The organism is Vibrio sp. 1562, from assembly GCF_033340155.1.
GTDB lineage: Bacteria > Pseudomonadota > Gammaproteobacteria > Enterobacterales > Vibrionaceae > Vibrio > Vibrio alginolyticus.
Map to the genome: position 1 here is coordinate 165376 of NZ_JAWOVY010000005.1, position 13172 is coordinate 178547.

The following is a 13172-nucleotide window of genomic DNA, read 5'->3' on the forward strand; positions in this document are numbered from 1 at the left end:
TTGCTTCGTTTGATAGAAGTGAGTACTACTCCCCCATTGAACTAGAGGCTCGACGACGATCCGTTGCGCCATAAAGCTTGCCATCTTTTAGCTCAATTGCATTCAAACCGCTTACCACTGGAATAACGTGCACTGGGTAGCCAAGCTCCATAAACTCAGGCACCAACATTTCTGCGAACGTTTTCTTTTCCACCAGCAAACCAGTCGGGTCATAAGACTTGGTGCGGTCTATCTTAGTGCCATACTGGATGTTTGGTAAGTCAATAGCCTCTTGCGCTGATAAATTCCAATCCAGCACCCCAACCACGGTTTTGAGTACATACCCCGGGATTTGTGAACTACCTGGTGACCCAACCACCAAACGCAAGTTATCATCACTGTCCATCACCATTAATGGCGTAATAGCCGAACGTGGACGCTTGCCCGCTTCAATTGAGTTTTGCGTAGGCTTGCCGTTAACCGTTGGCTGAGGTGAGAAGTTAGCCATCTGCGCGTTCAAGATAACGCCATCGACCATCACACCCGAGCCCATACCCGTTCCTACCGTACTAGTCATCGCTATTGCATTTCCATCTCTATCTACGATAGAAATATGCCCTGTATCTTTGCTCTCGAAGCCTTGATATTGCGCATACTGAGTTTGCGTTATCTGTCCTGCTTTTGGATCCTCTTCTGAAGTGCCATTATCGGGGATTAAATCACGTCTCTGATCTAGATAGGCTTTAGACAACAACTGTTCAACTGGCGCTTCCACATAATCCGGATCTCCGGCATACGCAATACGATCGGCTTTTGCAATTCGCATCGCTTCAGTCATGAGACGCCAAGGTTCCACATCCGTTTTCGCCATATGGGCAATGTAATAGGGTGCAAGCAGTTCAAGACTCTGAGCGACCATCACACCACCCGAAGCTGGGTAACCAAAAGAGACGATTTTATTCCCACGGTAGTCGCTCTCAATGATGTCACGCTGCTTCACTTGGTAATGTTTAAAATCTTCTAAAGACAACTTCTCGTGTTGGTCATCAATACGACTATTAACCGTCTCTACGATGTGCTGACCAAGCTCACCACCATAAAGGTAACTATCGCCTTGTTGCGCGATCTTCCTCAGCGTCTCAGCCATCTTAGGGTTCTTCATCAAGGTTCCCGTCGGCTTAATATCATCCCCTTGCCAATACAAGGCTTTCACTTCCGGATCTTGCTCAAGTCGGCTTTGCTCTCTTACTACGATGTCGTAGGTGTAGCTGTTCATCGCGTACCCATTGCTCGCCAATGTAATCGCCGGCTTAATCAGCTCTGCCCATGGCAACTTGCCGTATTGTTCATGAGTGGTGTAAAGCAACCGCAACGTGCCCGGAACCGCAACAGAACGAGGGCCTAATATTTCGTTGCGACTGAGTACTTCCCCATTCTCAACAAACATTTCAGGGTTCGCGCTAGAGGGCGCTTCATCTCGACCATCAAGGGCCAGAAATTTTTTCTCGTCATGTTGATAAAACAGCGCGAAAGTCCCGCCGCCAATTCCGGTCATATCTGGCTCAACGACAGACATCACCATCTGCATCGCGACCATAGCATCAACAGCGTTACCGCCTTCTTTCAATATTGAGTAACCGGTACTGCTCACGTAAGGATTCGTCGCACTGACCATGAAATCTTGCCCGCGACTATCTGGTGTAACTGGGAATGGGTCTGGCTTTGCTGCATAGCTTGTCGATGCAACAATACTTAAAGAAAAAATCAGAATACGCATGTGTCTCTGTTTAGACTCCTATTATGTGATGGGGTCTAACGTGGACCAAGTCATTACTCCGAAGTTCGTGAAGATGGTGTCTTTTTACACAACGCTGACTGGAATCGCGCTATCAATAGATGAATGATATTGGTGCTATTTAAACGACTGAGAAAAGCTATATTTTGCTTGTTTGAGTATCTAAAAATCATCACCAGAATAGATGCAAAAGATGCTCTGCAAAATAAAAAGCCAGCGATATGATTTCGCTGGCTTGATGTGTTTCTACAAGAGTTACCCTTTCCACTCATACAACGCTGGTATACGAATTTGCTCACCTTGGAACTCAACAATCACCGCTTGCGGTTGTATTTCTCTTAGAGTGACCTGATCATCAACGACATCCCCTTGATGATACTCAACATTGTTAATTTTCACCCAACGGCGATTTTCATCACTAGCGTACATATGGGTTTGCAAATTAAGCGCAGGTAGACGCCCTTGCCACTGGTGAGCGTTGCGCTCTAAATCGTTCACGCGTGCCGTTTGTGATGACGAATTGTCATCATCTCGGGATAAGGCATTTTCGACCTTCCTAGCTAAATCAGGAGATAATGAGGATAAATCCAGATCATCCAAAGACAACCCGAGGTCCTCTTCAGCAGCAGAAGTCGTTTGGGTTGATGCTGAGTTGCGTGTTTCATCTCTGCTTGGTGTATGGCTCGTGTATTCATCGGGGGTGGTAAATGTACCAAAATCACGCGATAGCTCTGCACTTGGCCACTCTCTTGGCAATTGGGCCAACTGGGTGTTCTCTGGATAGTCTAATACTTTGAAAGGTGATACCACTTCGACCTTTTCTATCAGGGACGTTGTATCTACTTCAACACTCGGTGCAAAGAGATCTAAGTACCAAGCGACTCCAATAGCAGAAGCAGTGATTGGCAGCAAGAACAGACCTATATGTTTCACAGCTGACATTATGCGTCCTCCTTCTCGATTCTCGCCAGTTGAGGCGCATCTGGCTGAACATTTTGCTGAAGTCGGTCTAGCGTTCGCTTACCTGCAATACCATCGACACCAATTCCTTGCCAACGTTGAAATAACTCGACTCGCTCTTTCATCGCACCATCAAAAATAGACGTTTCAAGCAGTGGCTCACTCACCGCTTCTGCTAATAATCGGTCTAATACTTCAATCGCAGGGCCTTCCATGTCTAACCGTAATGTTTCATTCAGCGGAGCATGCCGCAGTTCGATAATATTGCCCTGCCACAACGGCTTTAGCCACGAAACTGGCAGACGCAGACGCTGCTTGCCATTGAGCACTTCAGCTTGGTCATTACCGACGGCATATAGAATGACATACCCAACATCACCTTGATAATTCAACTCCAAGATCACAGGGCGATTTTGTTGCATCAACAGCGGCCAAGTCGCCATTTTACGCTCACAACGCATAGTCGACTGCGGTTCTGACAAACAAAGATTATCGCGAACCGATGCTTGATACCCCCACAAACGATACAAATCATTTACAGCAAGGTTCGACTGTTTTTGTGTTAACAATAAATCACGCTGCTCATCCGTTAACTGTTGGCTTACGACGGTTGGTGTTGGCTCTACTCTTGGCTCCTTCACTTGTGTCAACACTGACGTCGCTTGAGCTGGCATATAATTCACGACCGCCCACCCCGTACTTAATGCAGCAATAAGGCCTACCGTGACAGAGCCCCAAGCAGGCCAACGGAAAGTCCGGCGCTCTTTTTTATCTTGCTGATAAATATCTGCCTGAAACTGCATCACCTCTTCACAGGCCTGCTGAACGGTTTGCTTATCCACAACCACATTACCCTGGTGATAACTAATGTTGAGGGATTTGTCACAGATAAGGTTGATGAGCCGCGGTATACCGTGACTGTATTTGGCTATAAGTTTACAAGAAGCACGATTAAACAGTTGCTGGTCGCCACCTGCTGTATGTAGTCGAAATGCGATGTAATCTTCTGTCTCTTTTTCATCCAACGGCAACAGGTGATAACGCCCGGTAATACGCTGGGCAAGTTGGCGTAGTTGTGTTGTTTGTAATAACCGCTGCAATTCAGGCTGCCCGACCAACAACACTTTGAGCAATTTTCTGGTATCGGTTTCCAAGTTGGTCAACAATCGCAACTGCTCTAGAACGTCGGCAGCAAGGTGTTGAGCCTCATCAATGACCAGCAATGTCTGCCAGCCTGAACGATAATTACGCAGCAAATATTGATGGATAACCTGGTTTAGCTGTTTGAGGTTTGCATCTGGCGGATAGGTGATTTTGAACTCATCACAAATGGCTTCGAGCAAGTCTCTACTCGAAAACGTGGGATTGAGAATAAGACCCGCTTTGGTGTTATCACCCAAATTCGCCAGCATCGCTTTTGCGACGGTCGTTTTGCCTGTACCTACTTCGCCAGTAAGCATAGCAAAGCCACCGCCATCGCCTAGCCCAGCTTGGAGATGTGTGATTGCCTCTTTGTGACGTTGGCTTAAATACAAATAACGTGAGTTTGGAACAATCGAAAATGGTTGTTCGACAAACCCAAAAAAGTCCTTATACATTAGGCTCTCCAGCTAAAAAACCACCTGGGAATAGTCAGACATGGTATAAACGCTCTTCTTCTATTCTTAGGAGTAAAGAAAAGTACCATTGCTTGCTACAATGTCCAACGGCATATCCATAAATTAAGAGGTAATTCGTGCAAGTTTATTTAGTAGGTGGCGCAGTTCGAGATAAATTGCTCGGAATTGATAGTTATGACAACGACTGGGTGGTCGTAGGCGCGACGCCCGAGATGATGCTGTCCCAAGGATACACCGCCGTTGGTAAAGACTTTCCTGTATTTCTGCATCCCAAAAGTAAAGAAGAATATGCCCTTGCACGAACAGAGAGAAAGTCAGGTTCTGGTTACACTGGTTTTGAATGTTTCTTCGATCAAAACGTCACCTTAGAAGAAGATTTGATACGTCGTGATTTAACCATTAACGCGATGGCAATGGAGAGTGATGGCACGATCCATGACCCATATGGTGGCCAGCAAGATCTCAACGATAAACTGCTACGCCATGTATCAGACGCCTTTATTGAAGACCCTCTACGCGTTTTACGTGTCGCTCGCTTCGCAGCGAAGCTTGCTGATCTAAACTTTACGGTTGCCGACGAAACCATGCGGTTAATGCGTCACATGGCAGAGTCCGGAGAGCTGAGCACACTGACTCCCGAGCGTGTTTGGCAAGAATGGCATAAATCTCTCTCTACTCCTCGCCCTGATATTTTCTTATCGGTTCTACGAGACTGTGGTGCATTAACCGTGGTGTTACCTGAAATTGATGCACTATTTGGCGTACCTCAACCTGAGAAGTGGCATCCAGAAATCGATACTGGCATCCATACTTTGATGGTGGCAGAGCAAGCCGCAAAATTGAGTAACTCACTCCCCGTCAGGTTTGCCGCCCAAGTGCATGACTTGGGTAAGGGCGTGACGCCAGAGAGCGAATGGCCAAGCCACAAAATGCATTGCCATACAGGATTAAAACTGATCAAAAAGCTGTGCGAACGTGTCCGGGTACCAAATGAGTTTCGTGATTTAGCCTTGATGGTGTGCGAACAGCACTCCAATATTCATCGCGCGGCTGAACTTAAACCACAAACCATAATTAAAATACTCAATAAGCTTGATGGGTGGCGTAAGTCCAAACGTCTGCAAGATATCTTGCTTTGCTGCCAAGCGGATCACGCTGGTCGTAAAGGACTGGAAACGCAACCATATCCACAGGCGGATATTTTTAGGCAAGCCTACCAAGCAGCAGCGGCAGTTGACGTTCAAACCATAATCAAAGAGGGCTTTAAAGGCCCTGCGATTCGTGACGAGCAAGAAAAACGACGTATTGAAGCAGTGAAAGCAGTACTTAAGAAGTAACGAACAAACAAAAACGCCCGCGGATTTCGCGGGCGTTTTTCGTTAGCATCAATTATGCACTTAATAGAAAAGCGAACAAACCGACGCCCAAAATGAGACGGTAAATCACAAACGGTGTCATGCCCATGCGTGAAATCATCTTCAAGAAGAAGTGGATACAGATGTACGCACTGATAAACGATGTGATAATGCCAGTAAGTAAGAAACCAACATGGACAGGTTCACCACTGGTCACTAACTTCATGCCTAAGTAGCTACCAGCTAATGTAATGATTGGGATCGACATTAAAAACGAAAATCGGGCAGCCGCTTCTCGAGTAAAGCCAAGGTAAAGCGCTGCTGTGATGGTCGCCCCTGAACGTGAAGTTCCAGGAATCATCGCTAAGGCTTGAGCAATACCGATAAATACAGCTTTCTTCCAACCCGTTTGGTATTCATCGGCAACGAGTTTAGCGTTTTTGTCTACCCACCATAGCAACAAGCCAAATACGATCGTGGTAGTCGCGATGACGTAAGCGCTACGTAGATACACTTCAATGATGTCTTTCATCAATAGACCGAACACACAAGCTGGAATCGTCGCAATCACGATCATCCAAGCCAATTTAGCTTCTTTACTGCGATCTCCTTTAAAGATCGAAGCAAATAACGCTTGAAACAAAGTGATTACTTCATGACGAAAATAGATCACGACAGCCATTAATGTACCGACGTGAACAGCAACATCAAAGGCCAGACCTTGGTCTTCCCATCCTAAAATAGCGGAAGGCAGGATCAAATGGGCAGAGCTTGAGATAGGCAAAAACTCTGTCAGCCCCTGAATCAGAGCCAAAATAAAGGCTTCAAAATAACTCATGTAAACAACTCAAATTAAAAATGAAAGGAAACGGGTTTGAGCGAATCGACTGGCTGCATAGCATGCCAAATGTCTGCGACTGTGCGTCCATCGCCTGGGATCACTAATTGCGGTTCGAGATCATACAACGGCTTTGTGACAAAAGGATATTTGTAGATATCACTGCGAGGTAGCTCAGGTTTTTTCTTGGAGACGCGCTCACCGAACAACACTATATCGAGATCCAGTGTTCGATCCTGATACTTTTGCGCGTTTTCTTCGCGTCCCCATTTAAATTCAATCTCGCGTAGTTGATGGCTCAACTCTTCTAATGACAACTCGGTACGCATTGCAACGACAAAGTTGTAGAAATTCTTACTGCTAAAACCAATAGGTTCGCATTCATATATCGGTGATACGAGGAGATTTTCTCCAAGCCGTTGCAGCTCCTGATACGCAGCAAGCACATGTTGCTCTCTTTCTACGTTCGTCCCAACACCGATATAGGTGGTGATCATGCTCGGCCTCGCTCAATCACCACACCAACAGCACGTGCTTGCGGCACGGCGCCAGGCTTCGCTAGGCGGATTTTCACCCAAGGCACAGAGAAACGCTGCATGATAAGCTCTGCTACTTCTTCAGCCACGCGCTCGACCAGTAAGAAACGACCATTTTCAATGTGGTTAAGTACCGCCTCACTCACCTGCGAATAATCCAGTGCATCTTGCACATCATCACTTTTGCCCGCAGGTTTATTATCGTGTGCCATTTCAATATCTAGAACCAACTTTTGTTTGATTTGTTGTTCCCAGTCGTACACGCCAATGGTGGTGATTACTTCTAACTGTTCAATAAAAACTTTATCCAGAGCCATCTTATGTCCTTCTATTACAGAGGTCGGATACCCGTGAGGGGTAATTTGATCGTAGTATTCTATACCTAAGTAACATTTACTTTGGTCATCACAATGTTACTTAGGTATAAACTGCGAAAGCATCTTTATATACAAGAAATTACATAATGCAAGCTCTATCACAGTGAGGATTTCTGCATTATGTAAATTCGGGGTATGATAGCAACTACGCGGGAACCGAGCATTAAATTCCAATCCATCAAGGACTTCTATGGACGCACTGGCACTGATAATGACAATGGCCGCCTATTTATTAGGTTCGGTTTCCAGTGCGGTTTTGATCTGTCGACTCTTAAAACTGCCAGACCCACGCAGTGTGGGATCTAACAATCCTGGAGCAACGAACGTATTGCGTATTGGCGGACGAGGAGCCGCTGTTTCAGTCTTGTTGTGCGATATGCTCAAAGGCACTATCCCCGTGTGGGGCGGATACTTTCTTGGTATCGACCCTATCATTCTTGGCGTCATCGCCATTGCTGCCTGTCTTGGCCACATGTACCCCATCTTTTTCCACTTTAAAGGCGGAAAAGGTGTCGCAACCGCGCTTGGCGCTATCGCTCCGATTGGTTTGGACTTAACTGGATTGGTAATGTTAACTTGGCTGTCAGTAGCCGCGCTATTCCGCTATTCATCCTTAGCGGCTCTCGTCACGGTTTTGGTCACTCCGTTTTATACTTGGATGTTTAAACCGCAATACACGTTACCTGTTGCTATGCTGTGCTGCTTAATCGTATTTAAGCATCATCAAAATATTCGTCGGCTTTTGTCTGGCGACGAGCCAAAAATCGGCGAGAAAAAACTGACACAAAAAAACTCGGCTTAATGCCGAGTTTTTCGTTTAAAGAAGGATGTATTGGTTACGCATGAACTCGATTCAGGAAGTTCAACAACATCTGGTTGACGAACTCAGGTTGCTCTAAACAACTGATGTGTCCCGCTTGGGGAATCTCCACCAACTCACTGCCTGTGATACAGTCTTTCATTAAATAAGATTCAAAAACTGGACGTGGTTTATCTTCACAGCCCACTGCAATTAACGTCGGCAGAGCAAATTTTTCCGAATCCTCAATCACATCCCGGCGACCAAACACCATACGCCCTATGCGAGCTACTTCCACCGCACGCTCACCGTTCAGCTCTTCTAAACTGCGTTTGAATGAAGCGACAAGTTCAGGGTTATCCTGATTGACGTTGTTGGCAAAGAACAGCGGCACAACGGCTTCAATAATTGGCGCAGGCACTGCTTGGACTTGGCTGGTGGTATCAAGCATTGCAAAATACTTCTTATACGTAACTTCTGGCTCCCAGCCAATGAAGGTATCCATCAATACCAGTGACTTAACACGTTGCGGCGCTTGAGCCGTTAGCTCTGCTCCCCACATGCCGCCAACAGATAAGCCCACTATCGAGAACTCTTCGATATCTAAATGATCCATCAATGCCAGCATATGTTGTGCATAGTCGGCCAATGACTGTGTCGATGCAGGTGCAGCGTCCGATTCACCATGTGCCCAAAGATCTGGCACAATACAACGGAATGACTGGCTTAAAACCTCAACTTGTGGCGCCCACATTTGGCGATCCCAAAGGTAACTATGACCAAATAGAAGCACAGGGCCCTCACCTTTATCTAGATAAGCAAGTTGCTGACCTTCAATTTCAAACTTATTCATTGTTATATCCATTTCTTATTCTTCCACGTCATCCTAGCACTGAAACAATAGCGAACTGATCGCATCAGTCAGAATGTAAAACGAGGCGGTTCATTGAATAATTAAAAATAAAGGCCTCTGAGGAGCAGAGACCTTTATTACACAGAACCGGTTTCAAACTTACCGCATAAATTTGATTAAGCGACAGGTGTTAGTTGATCAATTGGCCAACGTGGACGAGCCTCTACTGACATATCAGCCACTTCGCCATTCTTCAAGCGCTGCATGCCTGCGTAAGCGATCATCGCACCGTTATCTGTACAGAACTCAGTACGTGGGTAGTAAACTTCGCCGCCAACTTTCTTCGCTAACTTCTCTAACTCAGCTCGCAAACGACGGTTAGCACTCACACCACCAGCAATAACAATGCGTTTCATGCCTGTTTGCTCAAGCGCGCGCTTACATTTAATAGCCAACGTAGCACACACAGCCTCTTCAAATGCCAATGCGATGTCCGCGCGAGTTTGCTCGTCATCACCGTTTGCAGCAATCGTGTTAGCCGTAAAGGTTTTTAGACCAGAGAAACTCATGTCCAAACCTGGCACATTCGTCATTGGGCGCGGGAACTTAAAGCGGCCCGGTGTACCTTTTTCCGCCAGTTTAGATAATAGTGGACCGCCTGGGTAATCCAAACCCATTAGCTTCGCTGTTTTATCAAACGCTTCGCCCGCCGCATCATCAATCGACTCACCTAGAATTTTGTACTCACCGATGCCTCTCACCTCCACCATCATAGAGTGACCGCCCGATACTAATACCGCCACAAACGGGAACGGTGGAGGGTTATCTTCCAACATTGGGGCCAATAGGTGACCTTCCATATGATGAACAGGTACCGCTGGCACTCCCCAAGCATAAGCAATACTGCGACCGATAGTCGCACCCACTAATAGCGCCCCAACAAGACCAGGCCCCGCGGTATACGCGACACCATCGATGTCTTTTGAAGTTAAGTTCGCTTCTTTTAGTGCCTCTTTAATAAGAGGAATGGTTTTCTTTACGTGGTCACGTGAAGCCAACTCAGGCACCACACCGCCGTAATCTGCGTGCAGTTTTACTTGGCTATATAGCTTGTGTGACAAGAGACCGTTTTCATCGTCATAAATTGCGATGCCAGTCTCGTCACAAGAGGTTTCAATACCAATAATGCGCATGGTTTTCTCAGTATGCTTTCTGTATAGAGGAAATTTGGGCGTCATATTACCTCGCCTTGGTGCTGCAAACAAATTTTGTACAGACAATAATCGACAAAAGGCTTTACAAAGTAGTTGTGATCGGATTAAAATTCCGCACCATTTTTGATCAAGCTGGTAAGAGACCTAACAATTGTGATTTGGTCTGTTGAATACCAGCGTTAACGAATAACCCCTGAGGTGAAAGGCATATGCCAGTAGTTAAAGTACGTGAAAACGAACCGTTCGACGTTGCTCTACGTCGTTTTAAGCGCTCTTGCGAAAAAGCAGGTATCCTTTCTGAAGTGCGTCGTCGTGAGCACTACGAAAAACCAACTACAGTTCGCAAACGCGCTAAAGCAGCAGCTCAAAAGCGTCACGCTAAGAAGCTAGCTCGCGAAAACGCTCGTCGCGTTCGCCTGTACTAATAACTGAGCTCCAAAAGGAATTTAGTTATGGCTCTGATTGATCAACTCAAAGAAGAGCAAAAATTAGCGATGAAAGCCAAGGACAAATTGCGCCTTGGTACTATTCGTTTAGCCCTATCAGCAATCAAGCAACGTGAAGTTGACGAACAGATTACTCTGAACGATGACGACATTCTTGCAGTATTGACCAAGATGGTTAAACAACGTCGCGACTCTGTAGCGCAGTTTGAAGCAGCGGGTCGTCAAGATCTTGCTGATGCGGAACAAGCAGAAATTACCGTTCTTGAGGACTTTATGCCTCAACCACTGACAGACGAAGAAGTAGCGGCTCTCATCGAGAACGCGATTGCTGAATCTGGCGCAGCTGGCATGCAAGACATGGGCAAAGTAATGGGCGTTCTGAAACCGCAAATTCAAGGGCGTGCAGATATGGGTAAAGTAAGCGGTTTAGTTCGCGCTAAATTGGCTTAAGGTACCCCACCCAATTGCAGCAAGCCGTGCTATCCTTTGGAGCGCACGGCTTGTTTGTATCTGGATGGATGGGATGAAATCAATGGGCAATACGCTCATTCTTTTAAGGCATTCACTCCACTCATCATCTTCTTTTTTTGTTAGGTTTTATGGCTGGACACATCCCTCGCAGTTTTATCGATGACCTTCTAGCTCGACTTGATATTGTCGATATCATCGACGCACGTGTGAAACTTAAGAAAAAAGGCAAAAACTACGGCGCATGCTGCCCGTTCCACAACGAAAAGACACCCTCATTCAGTGTCAGTCAAGAAAAGCAGTTCTACCATTGTTTTGGTTGTGGCGCGCATGGAAATGCCATCGATTTTTTGATGGAATTCGACCGACTAGAATTCGTCGAAGCCATTGAAGAACTCGCTTCATACTTGGGTTTAGATGTTCCTCGCGAACAACGTAGCGGCGGTAATGGTTCGTTTCAGTCAGGCCCACAAGCAAGCAGCAGTGAAAAACGTAACCTATACGACTTAATGGGCAGCATTGCTCAATTTTATCGTAACCAACTCAAACAGCCAGCAAGTAAGGTGGCGATTGAGTATCTAAAAGATCGCGGCCTGTCTGGTGAAATCGTCCAGAAGTTTGGCATCGGCTATGTGGCTGATGAATGGGATTTAGTTCGTAAGAACTTTGGCCAGAATAAAGAAAACCAAGACATGCTCGTCACTGGCGGCATGTTGATTGAAAACGATAAAGGCAACCGCTACGACCGATTCCGTGGTCGAGTGATGTTTCCTATTCGAGACAGACGCGGTCGAGTAATAGGCTTTGGTGGTCGAGTATTAGGTGATGGGACACCAAAATATCTCAACTCACCCGAAACCCCGATATTTCATAAAGGTAAAGAGTTGTATGGCCTTTATGAAGTACTACAAGCGTACCGTGAGCCACCACAAATTTTAGTGGTTGAAGGCTATATGGATGTTGTCGCGCTTGCTCAATATGGCGTAGATTATTCCGTTGCCTCATTGGGAACCTCGACAACGGGCGATCACTTGCAAGTGTTATTCAGGCAAACAAGCACCGTCGTGTGTTGTTATGACGGTGACCGCGCAGGCCGTGAAGCCGCGTGGCGTGCCATGGAAAATGCATTGCCTTACCTAACGGATGGTCGCCAGTTAAAATTCATGTTTTTGCCGGATGGAGAAGATCCCGACTCTTATATCCGACAAAACGGAAAACAAGCATTTGAGCAGCAAGTGTCTAATGCGATGCCCTTGTCTGAATTCATGTTCAGCTCATTGACTCAGCAGGTCGATATGAGCACGAAAGAAGGCATGGCAAAACTGAGTACTCTTGCGGTTCCTCTCATTGATAAAGTCCCTGGCGGCACTTTAAGACTATACTTGAGAGAATTGCTTGGCCGCCGTTTGGGTTTGGTTGATGAACGCCAACTACAGCAGCTAATTTCAAAACAAGGTAAAGAGGATAAAAGGCCTCAACCTCATAAAGAAATCAAGCGAACGCCGATGCGAGAAGTGATCGCGTTACTGATTCAAAACCCACAATACGTAAGTATGGTGCCAGATCTAACTAGCGTTAGAGATTTGCCCATTCCTGGTCTAAGTTTATTTGTTGATGTACTTGATAAATGCCAAGCACATCCCCATATCAACACAGGCCAATTATTAGAGCATTGGCGAAACAGCCAAAATGAGACCCTTCTGTCTCGTCTCGCGAGTTGGGACATTCCACTCGATGAGGACAACCAAGAAGAAATCTTTTTAGACTCACTGGATAAAATTATTGCCCAGTGCGTAGAAAAACAAATTGAAAACCTGCAGGCCAAAGCAAGAAGTGTCGGTTTATCAGCCGAAGAGAAAAGGGAGCTGCTAGCACTTATGCTAGATTTAAAAGCGTAACCCTGTTTAATTAGTCAGCAACGATTTAATTTGTT

13 protein-coding genes are annotated in these 13172 nt (G+C 46.1%); 5 read left to right on the forward strand and 8 right to left on the reverse strand.

Going from position 1 to position 13172, the window contains the following annotated elements:
- Window positions 1-25: 25 nt before the first annotated feature.
- From ggt to R7Z49_RS07375, 3 genes are all read right to left on the reverse strand, one after another.
- Window positions 26-1756 (reverse strand): gamma-glutamyltransferase, encoded by a 1731-nt coding sequence (gene ggt, locus R7Z49_RS07365; protein ID WP_318111498.1) that lies wholly within the window; start codon window positions 1754-1756, stop codon window positions 26-28.
- A gap of 273 nt (window positions 1757-2029) precedes the next feature.
- Window positions 2030-2716, reverse strand: a complete 687-nt coding sequence (locus tag R7Z49_RS07370; RefSeq protein ID WP_053306868.1) for a general secretion pathway protein GspB — start codon at window positions 2714-2716, stop codon at window positions 2030-2032.
- Window positions 2716-4332 carry an ExeA family protein gene (locus tag R7Z49_RS07375; protein ID WP_053306867.1) on the reverse strand — a complete coding sequence of 539 codons (1617 nt, stop codon included), beginning with the start codon at window positions 4330-4332 and terminating at the stop codon, window positions 2716-2718. The genes R7Z49_RS07370 and R7Z49_RS07375 overlap by 1 nt, the downstream gene beginning before the upstream one ends.
- A gap of 137 nt (window positions 4333-4469) precedes the next feature.
- Here R7Z49_RS07375 and R7Z49_RS07380 point away from each other — a divergent pair, with 137 nt between their 5' ends.
- Entirely contained in the window at window positions 4470-5690 is a 1221-nt protein-coding gene (locus R7Z49_RS07380; RefSeq protein WP_186584471.1) for a multifunctional CCA addition/repair protein, read from the forward strand.
- Between the two features lie 52 nt (window positions 5691-5742).
- On the opposite strand, the gene R7Z49_RS07385 is transcribed toward R7Z49_RS07380, so the two are convergent.
- Genes R7Z49_RS07385 through folB form a run of 3 tightly spaced genes read right to left on the reverse strand, consistent with a single transcriptional unit; the run spans window position 5743 to window position 7399 of the window.
- The gene (locus R7Z49_RS07385) at window positions 5743-6546 is read right to left on the reverse strand and encodes an undecaprenyl-diphosphate phosphatase (protein WP_017636143.1); all 804 of its coding nucleotides are present in this window, start codon (window positions 6544-6546) and stop codon (window positions 5743-5745) included.
- Window positions 6547-6560: 14 nt separating this feature from the next.
- Window positions 6561-7043, reverse strand: coding sequence for a 2-amino-4-hydroxy-6-hydroxymethyldihydropteridine diphosphokinase (gene folK, locus R7Z49_RS07390; protein ID WP_005387457.1), 483 nt, complete (start codon window positions 7041-7043; stop codon window positions 6561-6563).
- Window positions 7040-7399 carry a bifunctional dihydroneopterin aldolase/7,8-dihydroneopterin epimerase gene (gene folB / locus R7Z49_RS07395; protein ID WP_005387458.1) on the reverse strand — a complete coding sequence of 120 codons (360 nt, stop codon included), beginning with the start codon at window positions 7397-7399 and terminating at the stop codon, window positions 7040-7042. Before folB ends, folK begins: the two co-directional genes overlap by 4 nt.
- Window positions 7400-7649: 250 nt before the next feature.
- Here folB and plsY point away from each other — a divergent pair, with 250 nt between their 5' ends.
- Window positions 7650-8261 carry a glycerol-3-phosphate 1-O-acyltransferase PlsY gene (gene plsY / locus R7Z49_RS07400; RefSeq protein ID WP_005379857.1) on the forward strand — a complete coding sequence of 204 codons (612 nt, stop codon included), beginning with the start codon at window positions 7650-7652 and terminating at the stop codon, window positions 8259-8261.
- 34 nt (window positions 8262-8295) lie between these two features.
- On the opposite strand, the gene R7Z49_RS07405 is transcribed toward plsY, so the two are convergent.
- Together R7Z49_RS07405 and tsaD are read right to left on the reverse strand one after the other, a co-directional pair.
- Window positions 8296-9111, reverse strand: coding sequence for an alpha/beta fold hydrolase (locus tag R7Z49_RS07405; RefSeq protein WP_318111499.1), 816 nt, complete (start codon window positions 9109-9111; stop codon window positions 8296-8298).
- A gap of 176 nt (window positions 9112-9287) precedes the next feature.
- Window positions 9288-10304: a tRNA (adenosine(37)-N6)-threonylcarbamoyltransferase complex transferase subunit TsaD gene (tsaD, locus tag R7Z49_RS07410; protein ID WP_005379854.1), complete on the reverse strand. Its 1017-nt coding sequence runs from the start codon at window positions 10302-10304 to the stop codon at window positions 9288-9290.
- A gap of 230 nt (window positions 10305-10534) precedes the next feature.
- Between tsaD and rpsU the strand changes: the two genes are divergently transcribed.
- The 3 genes from rpsU (at window position 10535) to dnaG (ending at window position 13137) form a co-directional block, all read left to right on the forward strand.
- Window positions 10535-10750: a 30S ribosomal protein S21 gene (gene rpsU, locus R7Z49_RS07415; protein ID WP_001145625.1), complete on the forward strand. Its 216-nt coding sequence runs from the start codon at window positions 10535-10537 to the stop codon at window positions 10748-10750.
- 27 nt (window positions 10751-10777) lie between these two features.
- Entirely contained in the window at window positions 10778-11221 is a 444-nt protein-coding gene (locus R7Z49_RS07420) for a GatB/YqeY domain-containing protein (RefSeq protein WP_005379720.1), read from the forward strand.
- Between the two features lie 149 nt (window positions 11222-11370).
- Window positions 11371-13137 carry a DNA primase gene (dnaG, locus tag R7Z49_RS07425; RefSeq protein WP_005379719.1) on the forward strand — a complete coding sequence of 589 codons (1767 nt, stop codon included), beginning with the start codon at window positions 11371-11373 and terminating at the stop codon, window positions 13135-13137.
- Window positions 13138-13172: the final 35 nt, after the last annotated feature.